Source organism: Micromonospora sp. DT63, from assembly GCF_049841615.1.
Taxonomy (GTDB): Bacteria; Actinomycetota; Actinomycetes; order Mycobacteriales; family Micromonosporaceae; genus Micromonospora.
This window is the reverse complement of record NZ_JBNCKQ010000005.1, coordinates 279320-295914: the sequence shown is the minus strand read 5'-3', so window position 1 is coordinate 295914 and position 16595 is coordinate 279320. Positions and strand designations below refer to the sequence as shown.

Sequence of the window (16595 nt, the reverse complement as noted above, 5' to 3'; positions counted from 1 at the left end):
CACTAGCCTGGGGTCATGATCCCCCGTTCCCGCGCCACCGGTCGGGCCATCTTCTACCAGGCCTTCTACCGGCTGCCTCTGCCGGTGCGCCGTCGCCTGGTCAAGCTGGCCGTGCCCAAGTACATCGTCGGGGCGGTCACCCTGGTCCGCGATTCCGAGGCGACGGGCGCGGGCCGGCTGCTGATGCTGCGCCAACCCCCGGGCAAGGGCTGGTCACTGCCCGCCGGCCTGCTCAACCGGGCCGAGCCTCCGGTCGTGGGGGCGGCCCGGGAGCTGTTCGAGGAGTCCGGCATCCGGCTTGCACCGTCCCGGCTGCGCCCGGCGGTGCCGAACGCGATCGTGCACGCCAAGGGCTGGGTGGACATGGTCTTCGAGACGGAGGTGCCGGCGTCCAGCACCGAACTGACCGTCGACGGCGCGGAGGTCTTCGAGGCCGCCTGGCATCCGCTGGACGACCTGCCCAAGCTGACCTGGCCGACGGCCCGGCTGCTCGCCTACTACGACATCGGGCCCCTGGCCGGGCAGTTCCCGCCTCCGGTGCCCGACACCGCGCCGTGAGCGCAACGGGCGGGCCGGCGGACGTCTGCGCGGTCGTGCTCGCCGCGGGTGAGGGCACCCGGCTGCGCCCGCTCACCGCGCGGGTGCCCAAGGCGCTCTGCCCGGTCGGCAACATGCCACTGCTGGACCGGGCGCTGGCCCGCCTGGCCGGCCTCGGCCTGAGCGGTCCCGCACGCGTCGCGGTGAACGCCTGCTACCTGGCCGACCAGGTGGTCGCGCATGTCGGCGATCGCGCCCACCTGTCGGTGGAGCCCGGTGACCCGCTCGGCACCGCCGGTGGGGTGGCCAACCTGCGGGACTGGATCGCCGGTCGGCCGGTGCTGGTCGGCAACGCCGACGCGTACCTGGCCGACCCCGCCACTCCCCCGGGCCCGGACGTGGCCGCGCTGCTGGACGGCTGGGACGGGGACTCCGTACGCCTGCTCGGGCAGCCCGCCCCCGACCCGACCGCACCGGGCACCTTCGCCGGGCACTGCTTCACCGGCTTCTCGCTGCTGCCGTGGCGACTGGTCCGCGACCTGCCGGTGGTCTTCTCCGACCTGGTACGCGCGGTGTGGCGTCCGGCGGAGGCGGCCGGCGCGCTGGAGGTCGTGCCCTACCCGGGCACGTTCTACGACACCGGCACCCCCGCCGACTACCTGGCGGCCAACCTGCACGCCGCGGGCGGCGACGTGCTGGTCGACCCGGCCGCCACGGTGACCGGCCGCTGCTTGGAGTCGGTGGTCGGCGCGGGCGCACGGGTCGAGGGCGACGTGCGCCGCACCGTGGTCTGGCCGGACGCCCTCGTGCGCAGCGGCGAGCGGCTGCACGACGTGATCCGGTTCGGCGACGGCGGCACGGTGCACGCCGCCGCCCACGGCTGACCCGCACACCCGCGCCGGCGGGCTGCTGGCTACCGCGCGGGCGCGGGAGGACGGGCGTCGGGTACACCCGACCCCGGTCCCGTCGGGAACATCTAGCATGGGCGACGACGCCGACGAACGGAGAATTGCCCCGTGATCACCGCGATCGTGCTGATCGACTGCGCCACCGACGCGATCCCCGAGGTGGCGGAGACCCTGGCCAATGTCACCGGCGTCAGCGAGGTCTACTCGGTGGCCGGGCACGTCGACCTCATCGCCATCGTCCGGGTCCGCGAGTTCGACCAGATCGCACAGGTCATCGCGGGCAGCATCTCCAAGGTGCCGGGTGTGCTGAACACGGAGTCGCACATCGCGTTCCGGGCGTACTCCCAGCTCGACCTCGAGGAGACGTTCGCGATCGGCCTCGCCGACGCCGACTGACCCGCCCGGCCGCGCGGACGGCCGGCCCCGGACGTGGCGCGGCCGGTCCACCCGCGCGGGTGGACCGGCCGTCTGCTGCCGCTACGTCAGCTCTCGCTGGGAGCGGGCCGCTCGGTGGTGCCGAGGCCCGGTTCCGGGGACTCGGTGATGCCACCCGGAGCGGGCGACTCGGTGGTGGTGCCACCCGGAGCCGGTGCCGAGGTACCCGGGCTGGGCGTACCGCTGGCGCTCGTCTGCGGGACCGGAATGCCCAACTGGTTGGCGAGCTGAACCAGCTCGTCGTAGTGCGCCTGCAGCGTCGGCAGGGCGGTCTGCGCCAACTGGACCACCGACTGCTCGGAGCCCTGCGAGATCTCCGTCTGGGTGGCCTGGATGGCCTGGACGTGACCGGCCAGCTCACTGGTCACCCAGAGCCTGTCGAACTCCGCGCCGCTGGCGTTGTTCAGCTTGTCGATGACCGCCTGCTGGTCGGCCGTGGGCTCGTTCGGCAGTTGGACGTTGAGCTGGGACGCGGTCTGCTGCACCGTCTGGTCCAGCTGGGTGTGGTCGGTCTTGAACATCGCGCCCAGGTCCTTGACCCCCTGGTTCTGGCCCTTCTGCTGAGCCAGGTCACCGGCGGTGATCTCGAACAGGTTCACCTGGTGCACCGCCTGCAGATACTGGGTGTCCTGCGTCGACGGCTGTGCCGCGGCCTGCGCGGCCGCAGCCGGCGCGACACCTACCAGCACCAGCGCGGCCAACAGGCCGAGGCGTTTGAGACCCAACATGCTTCCCCCCCTTGAGACGTTGGACCGCACGGATACCCGGCTCACGGGGGTTATTCCTGCGATCGCCCGACGCGCGGGGTCGACCGGTCCCGCCGTGGCCGTCCGACTCCTGCTCGGATGGGCGACGGGACACCGACAACGACGTGGCGCCCCCCGGAAGGCCGGCGGGCGCCACGAGGGGTTGCTGTCGGGTCAGTGGCGGCTCTCGCCGCTGCCGATCTCCGCGCGCTCTCCGCGGGGCTCGACCGGCGGGTGACCCGGCGAGACCGGCGCCTCGACCGGCTTCTCGATCGGGTAGAAGAAGCCCCGGACCGCCGGGCCGAGGGCCCCGAGCCGGTTCATCTTCTTCGGCACCACCCAGCCGACGTAGTCCAGCTCGCCGTGGCCGTCCGCGTGCCCGTTCGCTGCGCTCAGCGGCTGGTGGACCTCGACGAACCGGCCGTCCGGAAGGCGCCGGATGATGCCGGTTTCCACGCCGTGCGCGAGCACCTCCCGGTCGTGCTGCTGCAGACCCAGGCAGAGCCGGTAGGTGATGTAGTACGCCAGCGGCGGGGCGATCAGCAGGCCGACCCGGCCCGCCCACGTCATCGCGTTCAGGCTGATCTGGAACTTGTCGGCGATCACGTCGTTGGCGCCCGAGAGCGTCAACACGATGTAGAAGGCGACGGCCATGGCGCCGACGGCCGTACGGGCCGGAACGTCACGGGGCCGCTGGAGCAGGTTGTGGCTCTTGCGGTCCTTGAGGTGCCGGGCCTCCAGGAACGGGTACATCGTCGACAGGCCGACCAGGATGCCGGGAAGCACGACCGTCGGCCAGAACAGCGGCGGGATGACGTACCCGTCGCCGATCGGGATGTTGATCTCCCAGGCCGGCATGAGTCGGGTCGAGCCGTCGAGGAACATGACGTACCAGTCGGGCTGGCTGGCGGCCGAGACCACCCACGCCTCGTACGGGCCGAACAGCCAGATCGGGTTGATCTGGAACAGACCGCCCAGCAGCGCGATGACGCCGAAGACGACCATGAAGAAGCCGCCCTGCTTCAGCGCGTAGCGGGGGAACATCCGCTCGCCGACCACGTTGCCGTTGGTCCGGCCGGGGCCGGGCCACTGGGTGTGCTTCTGCTTGAAGACCAGGCCCAGGTGGGCGCTGATCAGCGCGAGCAGCAGACCCGGGATCAGCAGGACGTGGGCGATGAAGAACCGGCTGATGATGATCGTGCCGGGGAACTCGCCACCGAAGATCGACGACGTGAGCCAGGAGCCGATCACCGGGATGGACAGCATGATCGCCGAGGCGATCCGCAGACCGGTGCCGGACAGGCCGTCGTCCGGCAGCGAGTAGCCGGTGAAGCCGGCCAGGAAGCCGACCCAGAACAGCAGCGAGCCGATGATCCAGTTGGTCTCACGCGGCTTGCGGAACGCGCCGGTGAAGAACACCCGCAGCATGTGCACGACGATCGCGGCCATGAACAGCAGCGCCGCCCAGTGGTGCATCTGCCGCATCACCAGGCCACCGCGGACGTCGAACGACAGGTCCAGGCTGGAGGCGTACGCGGCGGACATCGGGGTGCCCTGCAACGGCGCGTAGCTGCCGTCGTAGACCACCTCGGTCATCGCCGGCTCGTAGAAGAAGGTGAGGAACACACCGGTCAGGAGCAGCACGATGAACGAGAACAGCGCGATCTCGCCCAGCAGGAACGACCAGTGGTCCGGGAAGACCTTGTTCAGCAGCCGACGGAGCGGGGTGGCCACCTGGAAGCGGTCGTCCACCCCCACCGCGGCCTTGCCCGGCGTGGCTGCCAGGTCAAACTTTCGACGCTTCATGGCCGCTCCCAGAAATCAGGCCCGACGGTCTCGGTGTAGTCGGACTTCGCCACGAAGAAGCCCTCGGAGTCCACCTCGATCGGCAGCTGCGGCAGCCGCCGGCTGGCGGGGCCGAAGACGGGCCGGGCGTTGTCGGTGATCAGGAACTGGGACTGGTGGCACGGGCAGAGCAGCCGGTTGGTCTGCTGCTCGAAGAGGCTCGCGGGGCAGCCGGCGTGCGTGCAGATCTTGGAGAACGCCGCGTAGTTGCCCCACATGTAGTCGCCGTGGCCGACCCGCTCGTTGGCCCGGCGCGACTCCTGCGCGTCCGAGTCACGCAGGTGGATCAGCAGCGTCGGCGAGTCGGCGTGCCTGTTGCTCACGCCGTGCTCGATGCCCGGGAAGACCGTCAACTGGCCGCCGGTGCTGATGTCCGCCGGGCGCACCGGGCGGCCGTCCTCGCGGACGAGCCGGATCCGCTGGCCGCCCTCGGGGGTGGCGAAGCCGGTGGTGAACATCTGGTTGTTCTTGTGCGGCTGCGAGATCAGGCCGCCGACCAGCGGCGCCGCCGCGACCGCGGCGACCGGCGCGAGACCGGCGAGCAGCGAGATGCCGAGCAGGGGACGACGCTTCACACCCAGCTCGTCGGCCATGTAGAGCATCGTCTGGCCGGTGATGGTGCGACCGTCGGCGTCCACCGCGCCCTCGTGCCGGTCCTGGATCGAGACCTCCTTGGGCAGCAACTTCTTGCCCCAGGTCAGGATGCCGAAGCCGACGGCGAGCAGCGCGATGCCGAGGGTGGCGCCCAGCAGCGGCGTGTAGAACTTGTCGCCGCCGCGGCCCGGCGCGTACTGCCAGGGCCACCAGATGTAGATGGCCAGGAACGCGGTCGCCGCCAGGCCGGTGATCAGGAAGAAGCCGGCCACCACCCGGGTCAGCCGACGCTCGGCCTTGGTGCCGGGCAGCACCTGCGGCTCGTAGTGCACGATCTCGATGTCGTCCCGACGCGCGCCCTCACGGACGATGTCGAACCGGGTCAGCCTGGGGTCGTTCACGTCGAGCGGCTCCCGGCCCTGCGGGGCCTGGTGCTCGGTGTGCGTGCTCATGCCGTCACCTCGCTACGGGTGGCGCCGAGCGGCACCACGGCACTGAATCTGACGATCCGCTCGGTCACGACTTGCCCGCAATCCACAGGCTAGCGAACACGAGCGCCACAATGCCAACCAGGAAGATCGCCAGGCCCTCGGTGGACGGCCCGTACCGACCGAGGTTGAACCCGCCCGGGTCCTGGTCGGTCTTCAGCGTCTCCTGGATGTAGGCGATGATGTCGGCCTTCTGCTCCGGCGTGATCTGGTTGTCGCCGAACACCGGCATGTTCTGCGGGCCGCTCAGCATCGCCGCGTAGATCTGCCGGTCGGTGGCCGGGTGCAGGCTCGGGGCGAACTTGCCCGACGAGAGCGCGCCACCGCCACCGCCGAAGGCGTGGCACTGCGAGCAGTTGATCCGGAACAGCTCACCGCCGGCCGCGACGTTGCCGCCGTCGCGGAGGTCGTCGCCCTCGGGGACGACCGGGCCGCCACCCAGCTCCTGGATGTACTGGCCGAGCTGACGGGTCTGCTCGTCGGTGAAGACCGGCGGCTTGCGGTGCGCCTGGGCCTCCTGGCGGGCCAGCGGCATCCGGCCCGAGCTGACCTGGAACTCGACCGAGGCCGCGCCGACGCCGATCAGGCTCGGCCCGCGGCCCTCGACGCCCTGGGCGTTGCGTCCGTGGCAGGTCACACAGCTCACGTCGAACAGCGCCTTGCCCTCGGCTGCGGCGCCGGTCAGCGGCGGATTGTCCTGCGCCTGCGCACCGGGGGCGAAGACGGTGTAGGCGCCGCCGGCGAGCATCAGCGCGGCGAACAGCCGGACCGCGGCGCCCAGCCGGCGGCGGCCCCTGCTGCGCGCGGCGGGCCGCCCGCGCAAGCGCGCGAGCAGACCGCGTCGGCGGTCGTTGTCAGAAGTCATGAGCTGTGTCCTTAACCGGTTGGACCTTGTCTCAGGGGACGGAGCAGCGGCGCGGTTCGTGACGCGCCAAGATCACTGAAGCCAGTAGATCATGGCGTACAGGCCGATCCACACGACGTCGACGAAGTGCCAGTAGTACGACACGACGATCGCCGAGGTCGCCTGCGCCGGGGTGAACCGGCCCATGGTCGTGCGGACCATGAAGATGATGAAGGCGATCAGACCGCCGGTCACGTGCAGGCCGTGGAAGCCGGTCGTCAGGTAGAACATCGAGCCGTAACCGTCGACGTTGAGCTTGACGCCGTCCTCCACCAGGTGGCGGTACTCGTTCACCTGGCCGAGCACGAAGATCAGGCCCATCACGAAGGTGACGGTGAACCAGCGACGCAGCGCGTGCACGTCACCCTTCTCCGCCGCGAAGACGCCGAGCTGGCAGGTCACCGAGGACAGCACGAGGATCACCGTGAAGGTGGTCGCGTACGGGATGTTCAGCGACTCGGTGTGCTTCTCCCACTGCTCCGGCGCTGCCGCACGGATCGAGAAGTACATCGCGAAGAGCGCCGCGAAGAACATGAGTTCGCTGGAGAGCCACACGATCGTCCCGACGCTGACCATGTTGGGTCGCGTCAGAGAGTGGATCCGGCTCTTGTCAATGGCTGGGGCCGCAGTCACGCCGTCATTATTGCCCCTGACCGGGGCCGGCGATCAGCGGGGTGGCAAACCTGCGCCTTCCGTGGCCCGGGCGTCAGGGTCCGGTTCGCCTGGCCTAGCCTGAAAAGCGTGCTGCACGTCGATCTGATCCTCGCCGCCACCTCGGCCGTCCCGGCCGATGTGCTCGCGGCCACTCCGGCCGGCCCGTCGGTGCTCGCCGCCGGGGCCGGGGCGACCCCGCCGCCGTTCACCGTCGGCGCGGTGCTCACCGAGACCCGGCTGGACAGCTGGCTGGCCCTGGGCCTGGTGCTCGCCGCCGGCCTCTACCTCTACGGGGTGCACCGGCTGCGCCTCCGCGGGGACCGCTGGCCGATCGCCCGTACGGCGTTCTTCCTCGGCCCCGGCCTCGGCGGTATCGCGCTGGTCACGGTCAGCGGGCTGCACGCCTACGACACCGCGCTGCTGTCGGTGCACATGGTCCAGCACATGGTGCTCTCCATGGTGTCGCCGATCTTCCTGGCGCTGGGCGCACCGATGACGCTCGCCCTGCGGACCCTGCCCGTCGGGCCGCGCAAGCGCCTCCTGGCGATCGTGCACAGCCGCGTCGCCCGGGTCTACAGCTTCCCGCTGGTGGCGTTCGCCATCTTCGTGGTCAACCCGTTCGCGCTGTACTTCAGCGACCTGTACCGCTTCACCCTGGAACACGCCTGGGCGCACGAGCTGGTGCACGCGCACTTCATCATGACCGGCTGCGTGTTCTTCTGGCCGCTGCTCGGCCTCGACCCGCTCCCGGGCCGCTGGCCGTACCCGGCGCGGGCCCTGCTGATGCTGCTCTCCGTGCCCTTCCACACCGTGCTCGGGCTCACCATCATGCAGAGCACCACGCTCTTCGGCGGCGACTGGTATCCGTCGCTCAACCTGAGCTGGGCCGACCCCAAGGCCGACCAGGTGGTCGCCGGGGGCATCCTCTGGGCCGGCGGTGAGTTCGTCAGTGTGACCATGCTCGCGGTGCTGGTCGTGCAGTGGGTGAAGCAGTCCGAACGGGAGGCCCGCCGGGTGGACCGCGAGCTGGACCGCCAGGAGGCCCGCGAGCGCGCCGCCGACGCCGCGACGACCTGAGCTGCGCAGACGGTACGCCAGCGGCCGAGCGTCGGGCGGGATGTCGACTACGTCACGTCGACCGGTACGATCGGCGGGCAGCTACGAGGTGGGAGCCTGTCAGCCATGAGCGATCGTCTGTGCACCGTCCTGCTCTACAGCGACGACCCGCAGGTCCGTGACCGGATGCGGCTCGCTGTCGGCACCCGGCCCGCCCCCGGGCTGCAGATCGAGTTCGTCGACGCGTCGACGTACGCCGAGACCATCCGGCTGGTCGACGACTACGAGATCGACCTGCTGGTGCTCGACGGTGAGGCGAGCCCCGGCGGCGGCATCGGCATCGCCCGCCAGATCAAGGACGATCGGGACGACGCCCCTCCCACCTGCCTGGTGATCGCCCGCGCCGCGGACCGATGGCTCGCCGCGTACGCCGAGGTCGACGCGACGCTGGTGCACCCGCTCGACCCGGTGACCACCGGCAGCACGGTGGCCGAGCTGCTGCGGACGCACGCACCCGCCTGACGTCCCCCGCTCTCCGGCACCGACACGGCGCCGGACCAGCCGGCGCCGATTCCAGCCCACCCGCACTTCGTACGCTCGGGAGGCCCGCAATGGGCGATCGGACCTGGCCGCACCTGCTCAACTCGCTGCTGCGCGGCGAGGAGCTGTCCACCGCCGACACCGCCTGGGCCATGGGCGAGATCATGGCCGGCTCGGCGGGCGCCGCGCAGGTCGCCGGTTTCGCCGTGGCGCTGCGGGCCAAGGGCGAGACCTCGGCCGAGCTGGCCGGCCTGGTGGAGACCATGCTGAGCCGGGCCGTTCCGGTCGACCTGCCCGACGACCTGCGCTCGACGGCGCTCGACGTGGTGGGCACCGGCGGTGACCTCGCCCACACGGTCAACATCTCCACCATGGCCGCCCTGGTCGTGGCGGGCGCCGGTGTCCGGGTGGTCAAGCACGGCAACCGGGCGGCGTCCTCCTCCTGCGGCACCGCCGACCTGCTGGAGTTCCTCGGCGTCCCGCTGGACCTCGACCCGGACGCCATCGTGCGCTGCGTCACCGAGGCCGGGATCGGGTTCTGCTTCGCCGCCCGGTTCCACCCGGGAATGCGGCACACCGGGCCGGTCCGCCGGGAGCTGGGCGTCCCCACCGTGTTCAACTTCCTCGGCCCGCTCACCAACCCGGCCCGCCCCCGCGCCGGCGCCGTCGGCTGCTTCGACGCACGGATGGCGTCGGTGATGGCCGGCGTGTTCGCCGCCCGGGGTGACTCGGTGCTGGTGATGCGCGGCGAGGACGGGCTGGACGAGTTCACCACCGCCGCGCCGACCCGGGTGTGGGCGGCACAGGGCGGCACCGTACGCGAGGCTGTGCTGGACGCGACCGACCTGGGGGTACCCCGGTCCACCCTCGGTGACCTGCGCGGCGGTGACGCCGCGTACAACGCCGGCGTGGCCCGTCGCCTGCTGGCCGGTGAGACCGGCCCGGTCCGCGACGCGGTGCTGGTCAACGCGGCGGCGGCGCTCGCCACCCAGGGTCCGCTGGACGGCGACCTGACCGAGGCGCTGCGCGCCGGCCTGGACCGCGCCGCCGAGTCGATCGACTCGGGCGCGGCGGCGGCCACCCTGGACCGCTGGATCGAGACCGCCACCACCGCCGAGGCGGCCACCACCGCCTGATCCGCCGCGTGGGACGCGAGCGTCCCGGGCGACCGAACCGGGATGCCTGGCATCCGCAGGTGTCCGGCCGAACGCGGGGTGGCCCACGTCCGGGTGGCGTCGGTGCCCGGCGGACGGTGCGCGGACGGCCGGCGCGGAGATTTGTCGGACCCGCGTGGGAAACTACAGGCGAGTAGTTCTCCGCTTCCGATGTGCGTCGCTGTCGCATTTCGGCTGCGGCTCGCCTGGAGTGAGAGGAGACGCCCGTGTCGCACCGCGATCTCTACTGCGACGTCTGCGAGGGCGTGGCACCGTTCGAGGCGCCGCCCTGCGCTGACGGCCACGGCAGCGACTGTCCCGAGCTGATCTGCACCGGTTGCGGCGCGGCCGTGGTGATCGCCACGTTCGCCGCCCCCGTCACCCGGCTGGCCGACCGCCGCCGTCGCCAGCCCACCCGGCGCTACGCCGCCTGACCCGCGCCGCCCGACCCGAGCCGCCTGACCCGCGCCGCCCCGACCGGCGCCGCCCCGACCGGCCCCGCAACGCCGGTGGGCCGCCACCCCCACCGCGCCGACGCGGTCGCATCCGGATGCGCCACGACGAAGGCCCGCTCCCCCGAGGAGGGTGCGGGCCTTCGTGGCGGTACGGGATCGGTCGCGCCGGGCGACCGGGTGGATCAGTGCTCGGCCGTGCGCCGGGTGCCGGTGTAGTACTCGAACAGCAGGCCACAGGCGGCGAAGACGACCGCCACCAGGCCGGCGCCGATCAGCCAGAACTGCCAGAACACCATGCCCAGCGCGGCGATCGCGGCGGCCAGCGCCAGACCGAACGGCCAGTAGCTGCCCGGGCTGAAGAAGCCGACCTCACCGGCGCCATCGGCGATCTCAGCGTCCGGCCGGTCCTCCGGGCGCAGATCGATACGGCGGGAGACGAACCAGAAGAAGCCACCGCACATCGAGCAGAGCAGGAACGACAGCAGCAGGGCGACGGTGCCCACCCACTCGATGTTGCCGGACTCACCGTGGGTCCAGGCGCCGTAGAGGATGGTCGCGCCGAAGAGGAACCCGGCGATGATCAGGAAGATACGCCACTCGGTCTTCATGCGGCTGCCTCAGCTTCCCGTGCCGGCCGGAGCGTCGTCCGGGTTGAAGTTGCTCTGCGTCCGTCGGGTGTCGAACGGCTGCGTGGTCTCCGCGTACGGCTGCTCGCCGATCGCGGCCAGCGCGTCCTGAGTCGACTTGCCACTCTGCTTCGCCGCGAGGAACTGGTCGTACTTCTCCGGCGAGACCACCCGCAGTTCAAAGTTCATGAACGCGTGGTAGCTGCCGCACAGCTCGGCGCAGCGGCCGACGTACGCGCCCTCGGCATCCAGGCTGGAGACCTCGAAGACGTTGCGGATCTTGCCCGGCATGACGTCCCGCTTGAACAGCAGCTCCGGCACCCAGAAGGAGTGGATGACGTCGCGGCTGGTCTCCTCGAACCGGATGGACCGGTTGGTCGGCAGCACGAGCACCGGGATGACCTCACTGGTGCCGAGCGTCGACGCGGTGGTCTTGGCTTCCGTGCCCTGACCGTCGCGGTAGTTGAACTGCCAGTTCCACTTGAAGGCGACGACCTCGACCGTGACGTCCGGGTTCTTCGACAACTTGTCGACGTCGGTCTGCACGATCGCCGTGTAGTAGAAGAGCACGGAGACGATCAGGATCGGCGCGATGGTGTAGAGGAACTCCATCGGCAGGTTGTAACGCGTCTGCACCGGCAGCGCGTTGCCGCGCTTGCGGTAGCGCACGACACACCAGAAGATCAGGCCCCACACGAAGACGCCGACCGCGAGCGCGGCGACGCAGGAGGCGATCCACAGGTCGTACATCCGGTGCGACTCGGCCGAGATGCCGCCCTGCGGCCAACCGAAGCCGTCGAACGTCTGGCCCACGTCACAGCCCGTGAGCAGAACCAGCAGTGCCACGCCCCCGAGACCGAGCCCGGCCAACCGACCAGCACCGCGTCCCCGGCGTCCACCGACCCCTGGGGCAGCACCGTGCCGTACGGCCGACGGCCGTACCTCCGAACTCCTTGCGACCACCTGGTCCTGCCTCCCTAGCGCGCCGCGGTGCGTCTTTCCTGCGCACCGGCGGCAAAGGCGTCACCGACGGTCGCAGATTACTCGACCATGACGGACTCGGCCGTGGTGGGGTCACTGTCCGCCCCCATCGGGGGGATCCTGGGCATAACGTCGCGATAGCGTACTGATCCGTGAGCGCCTCTTCGGTCTACCTGGACGCGGCGACCGCCGCGCCCCTGCATCCGGTCGCCCGGCAGGCGCTGCTGGCCGCCCTGGAGGACGGCTGGGCCGACCCGGGAAAGCTCTACAGCCAGGCACGCCGCGCGCGGCAACTGCTCGACGCCGCCCGCGAGGCGGCCGCGCAGACGCTCGGCGTCCGCGCCGACGAGCTGTCCTTCACCAGCAGCGGTACGACCGCAGCCCACGGCGCGGTGCTCGGTGGCCTGGCGGGACGGCACCGGACCGGGGCGACCCTGGTGCACTCCGCGATCGAGCACTCCGCAGTCCTGCACGCCGCCGAGCGGCACCTCGCGGCCGGCGGCGTCGCCCACGCGGTGCCCGTCGACCGGGTGGGTCGGCTGGATCTGGCCGAGTGGTCGACGGCCGTCCGGGCGCCCGGCGTCGCGCTGGCCGCGCTGATCACCGCCAGTCACGAGGTGGGCACCGTGCAGCCGGTCGCCGAGGCGGCGGCCGTCTGCGCCGACGTCGGGGTGCCGCTCTACGTCGACGCGGCCCAGTCGGTCGGGCGGGTGCCCCTGCCGGCCGGCTGGTCCATGCTCAGCGCCAGCGCCCACAAGTGGGGCGGGCCACCCGGGGTGGGGCTGCTGGCGGTCCGCAAGGGCACCCGCTGGGAGTCGCCCTGGCCGGCCGACGAGCGCGAGGGTGGGCGTACGCCAGGGGTGGTGAACCTGCCCGCGGTGGTGGCGGCGGCGGCGAGCCTGCGCGCGGCGGCGGCCGACGCGGCGGCCGAGGAGGCCCGGCTGGCGCCGCTGGTGGACCGGATCCGGGCGCGGGTGGCGGCCGAGGTGCCCGACGTCGAGGTGGTCGGCGACCCGGTCCTGCGCCTGCCGCACCTGGTGACGTTCTCCTGCCTGTACGTCGACGGCGAGACGCTGCTGCACGCGCTGGACCGGCGGGGGTTCGCGGTGTCGTCCGGCTCGTCCTGCACGTCGTCCACCCTGCGGCCGTCGCACGTGCTGGAGGCGATGGGAGTGCTCTCGCACGGCAACGTCCGGGTCAGCCTGCACCGGGACACGACCGAATCCGACGTCGAGCGGTTCCTCGCCGAACTGCCCGGGATCGTCGCCGGGCTGCGCGCCGACGCCGGGGTGGTGGGGCTGTGACGATGCCGGACGAGGTGCTCGACTGCCGGGGCCAGCGCTGCCCGCTGCCGGTGATCGCGGCGGCCCGTCGGATGCCGCAGGTGCCGGTCGGCACGGTGGTCCGGGTGCTCGCCGACGACCCGGCCGCGGCGGTGGACATCCCCGCCTGGTGCCGGATGCGCGGCCAGGAGTTCCTCGGCGCGGTGACCGGCCCGGACGGCCCCGCCTACGACATCCGCCGCACCCACTAACCCCACCCCGCCCCGCGATCCCGGCCCCGCGATCCCGGCCCGACCCCGCCCGGCCCCGCGATCCCGCCCCGCCCCGTCCCGCCCCGCCCCGCCCCGCCCCGCGATCTTGCAGTTTCTGCCGCGACAAAACCGCGCATAAGCCGCGAAACAGCGACAGAAAGTGCAAGATCGCTGGGGCTGGGCTGGGGCTGGGGCCGGGGCGGGGCGGGGCGGGGCGGGGCGGGCAAGGTTGAGCTGGGTGGGGCGGGGGTTACGGGAGGAGGTGGGGGCGGATCTCTTCGGCGGCGGCGTCGCCGTAGGACTCGGCGAGGCGCTTGACGAACAGGTCGCGGCGGACGTCGTACTCCTGGGTGCCCACCGTCTCCAGGACCAGCGTGGCCAGCAGGGAGCCGACCTGGGCGGCCCGCTCAAGGCCGAGGCCCCAGGAGAGCGCGGTGAAGAAACCGGCCCGGAAGCCGTCGCCCACCCCGGTCGGGTCGACCGCCCGGATCTCCCGGGCGATGGGCACGTGGATCGGGTCGATGCCGCGGCCGGCGATCTCCACGCCGTCCTTGCCCAGTGTGGTGACCCGCACCTTGACCAGGTCCAGCAACTGGTCGTCGGTCAGCTGCGCCTTGCTCTGCAGCAGCGACTTCTCGTAGTCGTTGGTCATCAGGTACTCGGCGCCCTCGATCAGCGCCACCACGTCCTCGCCGGGCATCCGGGCGAGCTGCTGGGAGGGGTCGGCGGCGAAGGCGTACCCACGGCTGCGGCACTCGGCCGAGTGCCGCAGCATCGCCTCCGGGTCGTTGGCGCTGACCAGCACCAGGTCCAGCCCGCCGAGCCGGTCGGCGACGGGGGCCAGCTCGATGTTGCGGGCCTCGCTCATCGCACCCGCGTAGAACGACGCGATCTGGCACATGTCGGTGTCGGTGGTGCAGACGAACCGCGCCGTGTGCGCCACCTCACTGATGTGCACGGAGTCACAGTCCACGCCGTGCCGCTCCAGCCAGGAGCGGTAGTCGGCGAAGTCCGCGCCCACCGCCCCGAGCAGCACCGGGCGCAGCCCGAGCTGCCCCATGCCGAAGGAGATGTTCGCCGCGACCCCGCCACGGCGGAGCACCAGGTCGTCCACCAGGAAGGAGAGGGAAACCTTGTGCAGCTGATCGGCGATGAGCTGGTCGGCGAACCGACCCGGGAAGCTCATCAGGTGATCGGTGGCGATCGAGCCGGTCACGGCGATCTTCATGTCAACCCTCAGGGTCGGGAGCAGGGCGCGGTCAGCCTACCGGCCCGGCAACCCGGACGTGTCCGGTCGGTCGGGCAACGGCAACCGCCCGTCCACCCGTGCACCCGGGTCACCCGGGACCGCTCCCACCATCGGCCCGACACGACGACGGGGCCGTCCCGCAGGACGGCCCCGTCGTCGGTGGTGCGTGGTGCGCGACTTAGTTGAACGAGTCGCCGCAGGCGCAGGAGTTGCCCGCGTTGGGGTTGTCGATGGTGAAGCCCTGGGCGTCGATCCGGTCGGCGAAGTCGATCGTCGCGCCGGACAGGTAGGGGGCGCTCATCCGGTCGACGACGACCTCGACGCCACCGAAGTCGCTGACGACGTCACCGTCGAGCGAACGCTCGTCGAAGAAGAGCTGGTACCGCAGGCCGGAGCAGCCGCCCGGCTGCACCGCGACGCGGAGCCGCAGGTCGTCGCGGCCCTCCTGCTCGATCAGGGCCTTGACCTTCTGCGCCGCGACGTCGGTGAGGACGACGGAAGTAGGGGCCTGGGCCTCGGTCGACTCGGTCTGCGCTGGCGTGGTCACGTGGAAGTCTCCCTGCGCGGTTTTGGGTCCGGACGCACTGGCCAACGCCGCGCGCCGTCCAGTGATTCCCGGTTGTGGTCCGGTTCCGATCGTACGCCGCCCCGGCCGGACGTACCCGCGTGGCGGGACCAGCGCCCCAGGTCGGCCCGGACGCGACGGCCTGGAGCGGGTCGGTGGAGCGCTCAGCGGCTCCACTGCCGGGCCAGTCGGGCGCCCAGCTCGCGCAGCCCGTCGGCGGGACGGCTCAACGCGGCGTCGAGCCCGCCGGCCTGCTCCCCACCGAAGTGCTCGACCAGGCTGTACGCGTCGGTCACCCCCGCCGAGGCGGCCTCCCGTCGGCCGGTGCTGACCTGCCCGGCCACCACCACGCAGGGCACCCCACGATCCCGGGCGGCGCCGGCCACCCCGGCGACGACCTTGCCGCGCAGCGACTGGTGGTCGAAGGACCCCTCCCCGGTGATCACCAGGTCGGCGGTGTCGAGCGCGGCGTCCAGCCGGGTGGCCCGGGTGACCAGGCCGATGCCCGACTCGCAGGCGCCGCCGAGCGCGAGGATGGCCGCGCCGAGGCCGCCGGCGGCGCCACCGCCGGGCAGCGCGCCGAGCCCCGCCGGGCAGCCGGGAAGGTCACGCTCCAGCACCGCCGCGAAACGCTCCAGGGCCGCGTCGAGCAGCAGCACGTCGGCGCGGTCGGCGCCCTTCTGCGGGCCGAACACGTTGCTCGCGCCGTGCAGGCCGAGCAGCGGGTTGTCCACGTCGGTGGCGGCGACGAGCCGGGCGCCGCGCAGCCGGGGAGCGCCGTCGAGGGCGTCGACCAGGGCCAGGGCCGCCCCGCCGTACGGCAGCGCCGCGCCCGTGGCGTCGAGGGGCGTCGCGCCCAGCGCGGCGAGCATGCCGGCGCCGGCGTCGTTGGTCGAGGAGCCGCCCAGCCCGATCACCACCGTCCGGGCCCCGCTCTCCACGGCGGCGGTCACCAGCAGACCCAGCCCGTACGACGTGGTGGTCTTCGGGTCGCGCTCGGCCGCGGAGAGCAGGTGCAGGCCGCAGGCCTGCGCGCTCTCCAGGTAGGCCGTCGTGCCGTCGACGGTGAGCAGGATCTCACCGGCCGCGGGCCGGCCCAGCGGGTCGACTGTCGGCACCGTCACCCGCCGGCCGCCGAGCGCCTCGGCGAGCACCTCCACGAAGCCGGGCCCGCCGTCGGCGAGTGGCCGGATCAGCAGCTCGTCACCATCGGCGACGCTGCGCCAACCGTCCGCCACCGCGGCGGCGACCTCCGGTGCGGGCAGGGTGCCGGCGAACTTGTCCGGGCAGAGCAGCACGCGCATGTCGAGCAGTGTGGCAGCCC

General features: G+C 72.1%; 19 protein-coding genes. 9 read left to right on the top strand and 10 right to left on the bottom strand.

The genetic code is table 11. From position 1 onward, the window contains the following. The first annotated feature begins 15 nt into the window (after positions 1-15). From ACLQ27_RS20425 to ACLQ27_RS20415, 3 genes are all read left to right on the top strand, one after another. Complete coding sequence (locus ACLQ27_RS20425) at positions 16-558, top strand: NUDIX hydrolase (RefSeq protein ID WP_234586973.1); 543 nt, start codon at positions 16-18, stop codon at positions 556-558. Then, a complete protein-coding gene (locus ACLQ27_RS20420; RefSeq protein ID WP_425868154.1) occupies positions 555-1421 on the top strand; it encodes a nucleotidyltransferase family protein in 867 nt (288 codons plus the stop codon). The genes ACLQ27_RS20425 and ACLQ27_RS20420 overlap by 4 nt, the downstream gene beginning before the upstream one ends. Positions 1422-1553: 132 nt before the next feature. After that, a complete protein-coding gene (locus ACLQ27_RS20415) occupies positions 1554-1841 on the top strand; it encodes an Lrp/AsnC family transcriptional regulator (RefSeq protein ID WP_007463184.1) in 288 nt (95 codons plus the stop codon). Between the two features lie 86 nt (positions 1842-1927). On the opposite strand, the gene ACLQ27_RS20410 is transcribed toward ACLQ27_RS20415, so the two are convergent. The 5 genes from ACLQ27_RS20410 to ACLQ27_RS20390 all read right to left on the bottom strand — a co-directional run bounded on the left by ACLQ27_RS20410 (position 1928) and on the right by ACLQ27_RS20390 (position 7090). Beyond that, the gene (locus tag ACLQ27_RS20410; RefSeq protein ID WP_234586977.1) at positions 1928-2608 is read right to left on the bottom strand and encodes a DUF4142 domain-containing protein; all 681 of its coding nucleotides are present in this window, start codon (positions 2606-2608) and stop codon (positions 1928-1930) included. A 192-nt stretch (positions 2609-2800) separates the two neighbouring features. After that, positions 2801-4432 carry a cytochrome bc1 complex cytochrome b subunit gene (locus tag ACLQ27_RS20405; protein WP_357496710.1) on the bottom strand — a complete coding sequence of 544 codons (1632 nt, stop codon included), beginning with the start codon at positions 4430-4432 and terminating at the stop codon, positions 2801-2803. After that, positions 4429-5517 (bottom strand): cytochrome bc1 complex Rieske iron-sulfur subunit, encoded by a 1089-nt coding sequence (locus tag ACLQ27_RS20400; RefSeq protein ID WP_234586981.1) that lies wholly within the window; start codon positions 5515-5517, stop codon positions 4429-4431. The genes ACLQ27_RS20405 and ACLQ27_RS20400 overlap by 4 nt, the downstream gene beginning before the upstream one ends. Positions 5518-5581: 64 nt before the next feature. Then, positions 5582-6418 (bottom strand): cytochrome bc1 complex diheme cytochrome c subunit, encoded by an 837-nt coding sequence (locus ACLQ27_RS20395; protein ID WP_357496707.1) that lies wholly within the window; start codon positions 6416-6418, stop codon positions 5582-5584. Between the two features lie 72 nt (positions 6419-6490). Then, positions 6491-7090, bottom strand: a complete 600-nt coding sequence (locus tag ACLQ27_RS20390; protein WP_039906645.1) for an aa3-type cytochrome oxidase subunit III — start codon at positions 7088-7090, stop codon at positions 6491-6493. A gap of 108 nt (positions 7091-7198) precedes the next feature. Here ACLQ27_RS20390 and ACLQ27_RS20385 point away from each other — a divergent pair, with 108 nt between their 5' ends. The 4 genes from ACLQ27_RS20385 (at position 7199) to ACLQ27_RS20370 (ending at position 10295) form a co-directional block, all read left to right on the top strand. Continuing rightward, a complete protein-coding gene (locus ACLQ27_RS20385; RefSeq protein ID WP_357496705.1) occupies positions 7199-8188 on the top strand; it encodes a cytochrome c oxidase assembly protein in 990 nt (329 codons plus the stop codon). Positions 8189-8293: 105 nt separating this feature from the next. Further along, entirely contained in the window at positions 8294-8689 is a 396-nt protein-coding gene (locus ACLQ27_RS20380) for a hypothetical protein (protein WP_007463197.1), read from the top strand. Between the two features lie 89 nt (positions 8690-8778). Beyond that, a complete protein-coding gene (gene trpD, locus ACLQ27_RS20375; protein WP_234586988.1) occupies positions 8779-9843 on the top strand; it encodes an anthranilate phosphoribosyltransferase in 1065 nt (354 codons plus the stop codon). Between the two features lie 245 nt (positions 9844-10088). Next, on the top strand, positions 10089-10295 hold the full coding sequence (locus ACLQ27_RS20370; protein WP_357496702.1) for a hypothetical protein: 207 nt from the start codon (positions 10089-10091) through the stop codon (positions 10293-10295). A gap of 203 nt (positions 10296-10498) precedes the next feature. Here the strand turns inward: ACLQ27_RS20370 and ACLQ27_RS20365 are convergent, their stop codons facing one another. Together ACLQ27_RS20365 and coxB are read right to left on the bottom strand one after the other, a co-directional pair. Beyond that, a complete protein-coding gene (locus ACLQ27_RS20365) occupies positions 10499-10924 on the bottom strand; it encodes a cytochrome c oxidase subunit 4 (protein WP_234586992.1) in 426 nt (141 codons plus the stop codon). 9 nt (positions 10925-10933) lie between these two features. After that, complete coding sequence (gene coxB / locus ACLQ27_RS20360; protein WP_234586994.1) at positions 10934-11905, bottom strand: aa3-type cytochrome oxidase subunit II; 972 nt, start codon at positions 11903-11905, stop codon at positions 10934-10936. Positions 11906-12075: 170 nt separating this feature from the next. Between coxB and ACLQ27_RS20355 the strand changes: the two genes are divergently transcribed. Both ACLQ27_RS20355 and ACLQ27_RS20350 read left to right on the top strand, forming a co-directional pair. Continuing rightward, positions 12076-13227 carry a cysteine desulfurase family protein gene (locus ACLQ27_RS20355; protein WP_425868150.1) on the top strand — a complete coding sequence of 384 codons (1152 nt, stop codon included), beginning with the start codon at positions 12076-12078 and terminating at the stop codon, positions 13225-13227. Continuing rightward, the gene (locus ACLQ27_RS20350) at positions 13224-13457 is read left to right on the top strand and encodes a sulfurtransferase TusA family protein (RefSeq protein WP_234587002.1); all 234 of its coding nucleotides are present in this window, start codon (positions 13224-13226) and stop codon (positions 13455-13457) included. The genes ACLQ27_RS20355 and ACLQ27_RS20350 overlap by 4 nt, the downstream gene beginning before the upstream one ends. A 250-nt stretch (positions 13458-13707) precedes the next feature. Here ACLQ27_RS20350 and ACLQ27_RS20345 read toward each other — a convergent pair whose 3' ends face one another. From ACLQ27_RS20345 to ACLQ27_RS20335, 3 genes are all read right to left on the bottom strand, one after another. After that, a complete protein-coding gene (locus ACLQ27_RS20345) occupies positions 13708-14685 on the bottom strand; it encodes a carbohydrate kinase family protein (RefSeq protein ID WP_234587004.1) in 978 nt (325 codons plus the stop codon). 199 nt (positions 14686-14884) lie between these two features. Beyond that, on the bottom strand, positions 14885-15253 hold the full coding sequence (erpA, locus tag ACLQ27_RS20340) for an iron-sulfur cluster insertion protein ErpA (protein ID WP_234587006.1): 369 nt from the start codon (positions 15251-15253) through the stop codon (positions 14885-14887). A 182-nt stretch (positions 15254-15435) separates the two neighbouring features. Then, positions 15436-16575 (bottom strand): glycerate kinase family protein, encoded by a 1140-nt coding sequence (locus ACLQ27_RS20335; protein WP_357575190.1) that lies wholly within the window; start codon positions 16573-16575, stop codon positions 15436-15438. Positions 16576-16595 lie beyond the last annotated feature (20 nt).

Bases quoted from the DNA above. Each gene is read 5' to 3' on its own strand.
- ACLQ27_RS20425 (WP_234586973.1), top strand. From the start codon at position 16: ATGATCCCCCGTTCCCGCGCCACCGGTCGGGCCATCTTCTACCAGGCC.
- ACLQ27_RS20410 (WP_234586977.1), bottom strand. From the start codon at position 2,608: ATGTTGGGTCTCAAACGCCTCGGCCTGTTGGCCGCGCTGGTGCTGGTA.
- ACLQ27_RS20405 (WP_357496710.1), bottom strand. From the start codon at position 4,432: ATGAAGCGTCGAAAGTTTGACCTGGCAGCCACGCCGGGCAAGGCCGCG.
- ACLQ27_RS20400 (WP_234586981.1), bottom strand. From the start codon at position 5,517: ATGAGCACGCACACCGAGCACCAGGCCCCGCAGGGCCGGGAGCCGCTC.
- ACLQ27_RS20395 (WP_357496707.1), bottom strand. From the start codon at position 6,418: ATGACTTCTGACAACGACCGCCGACGCGGTCTGCTCGCGCGCTTGCGC.
- ACLQ27_RS20380 (WP_007463197.1), top strand. From the start codon at position 8,294: ATGAGCGATCGTCTGTGCACCGTCCTGCTCTACAGCGACGACCCGCAG.
- trpD (WP_234586988.1), top strand. From the start codon at position 8,779: ATGGGCGATCGGACCTGGCCGCACCTGCTCAACTCGCTGCTGCGCGGC.
- ACLQ27_RS20365 (WP_234586992.1), bottom strand. From the start codon at position 10,924: ATGAAGACCGAGTGGCGTATCTTCCTGATCATCGCCGGGTTCCTCTTC.
- ACLQ27_RS20345 (WP_234587004.1), bottom strand. From the start codon at position 14,685: ATGAAGATCGCCGTGACCGGCTCGATCGCCACCGATCACCTGATGAGC.
- ACLQ27_RS20335 (WP_357575190.1), bottom strand. From the start codon at position 16,575: ATGCGCGTGCTGCTCTGCCCGGACAAGTTCGCCGGCACCCTGCCCGCA.